This window comes from Pseudonocardia sp. Ae505_Ps2 (assembly GCF_001932425.1).
Classification (GTDB): domain Bacteria; phylum Actinomycetota; class Actinomycetes; order Mycobacteriales; family Pseudonocardiaceae; genus Pseudonocardia.
Genome location: NZ_MCIP01000002.1, coordinates 38,554 through 40,325, shown reverse-complemented (window position 1 = coordinate 40,325; position 1,772 = coordinate 38,554). Strand labels below are relative to the sequence as shown.

At 63.6% G+C, this 1,772-nt stretch carries 1 protein-coding gene and 1 pseudogene; one reads left to right on the top strand and one right to left on the bottom strand.

Features of this window, described 5'->3' with window-relative positions; genetic code table 11:
* Nucleotides 1–121 (bottom strand): annotated as a pseudogene (locus Ae505Ps2_RS28390) (helix-turn-helix domain-containing protein); the annotation flags it as partial.
* Between the two features lie 687 nt (nucleotides 122–808).
* Here Ae505Ps2_RS28390 and Ae505Ps2_RS28385 point away from each other — a divergent pair.
* The coding region (locus Ae505Ps2_RS28385; protein ID WP_212567718.1) for an ATP-grasp domain-containing protein at nucleotides 809–1,772 on the top strand (964 nt) is incomplete at its 3' end.

Here is a 1,772-nt window from a genome sequence, read left to right as displayed (position 1 = left end):
CGTGGCGACGGACCTCACGAGAGATCACCGACGGATCACGACCCACCACCGAGGCGATCTGCTTGTAGGACAAGCCTTCCGCCAGACCCCTCGAGATCTCCTCCCGATCCGACAACATCAACATTTCACGCACGGAACATCCTGTCCCGCCCAACTCGCCAAGATCAAGTGCTACGACCGGCAGAACTCACCCGGCGTTGAAGGACCAGGAGCCGCGCCAGATAGGCCACGGTGCGCTCCCCGATCGGGAGGACAGCGGTGTAGGTGACAGGATCAGACATGCAGGACCTCGGTGACGGTGTCGATCTGTGCTGGACCGAACCGATCTACCGGGGTCCTGCCCCGTTCCCGCTCATCTCACCACCCTCGGCGTGTCGCCACGACCTGCCACCCCGCTACTGAGAACACCTCAGTGAGCCTTTGCCAACCTGACGTTGGCCCTGGTCAGAAGCTTGAGACGCGACATCGGAGGCTGGCGGAGTCACCGGGGTGACCTGCATCGACAGGGAACAGGCGGGCCAGCGGGCGGCCTCGGAGGACATCCACCCACCCCGTCCCAGCCAGGTTGGCAAAGGCTCACTGATGATGGTTACGCCCCGGACCGTCGTCTCTCAGCCATCGACTGTCGACCTGCTGGGGCCTGACCTGCAGTCCACTCCCGGAAGAGCCGGTTCCACGCCGGGTCCGGATGCCCGTGGCTTGAAATGCTCTATGTCACAGCTCTTCATGCCGTGATGGTCCGTCGTGTAGGTTCACCCTCCGGAGTTAGGGGGCCCCGCAAGGTGATAAATAGCATTTGGGGTGGAAGATGCTGCTGCCGAGGCTACTGCTTTTAGGTGCTGGCGATCCGGTTTACCGGGGATATTCACTCGAAGCGTTGGCGCGCAGCTTTCGGGTGACACTGCTCGACGCTTCCGCCAACGAATCGCAGAGAGCGGTTGTCGACAGACACGTCGCCATTGATCACCGCGATCCGGCAGTCGTTTCTGAGTATGTCCGTCGAAACCTCAACTGTTTCGATGGAATATTCACTTACGATGAGTTTGCCGTCGAGACAGCGGCAGAGGTCGGCGCAGGCGCTGGGTTTCGTGCCAACTCGATCTCGACCGCCCGTGCGTGCCGAGACAAGGCCGAGATGCGTGCGCGGTTGAAAACCGGCAACGTCCCGTCAGCCCGAAGCGTCCGGGTCGACTCCCGTGACGCGGCGCGTGCCGCAGCCCAGGAGCTCGGCTACCCAGTAGTGCTGAAGCCACAGGCACTCGCTGGGAGCATCGGCGTGATCCGGGTTGACGCCGACTTCGAGTTCGACGCTGCCTACGCCGTCGCCGCCAACTCTGGACACGGTGTCTATGGCTCGGCTGGTGGGCGACTCCTGGTCGAGGAGTTTCTGGATGGGCCGGAGATCTCGGTGGAGTGCGTGGTCCGAGACGGCGTCCCCGAGATCCTGGCTGTTACACGAAAGTCTCTCGGACCTGCACCGTACTTCGAGGAGATTGGGCACGTGGTCGCGCCGAGGGAGCCGGTGACTGCGGACGACTCGGCGATCGTCTCCGTAGTTCAAGCCACGCATGCTGCCGTCGAGATCACCTGGGGTGCGACCCACACTGAGCTGCGCCTGACCCGTACTGGACCGCGCGTGATCGAGATCGGAGCGAGGCCCGGTGGGGACCTGATTCCACTGCTCGTACGCCTGGCAACCGGACGGGATCAGGTTGTCGAGGCCGCCGCCGCAGTGTGCGGGGTGGACCTCCCTGCCATGCCCGAGGGGACCG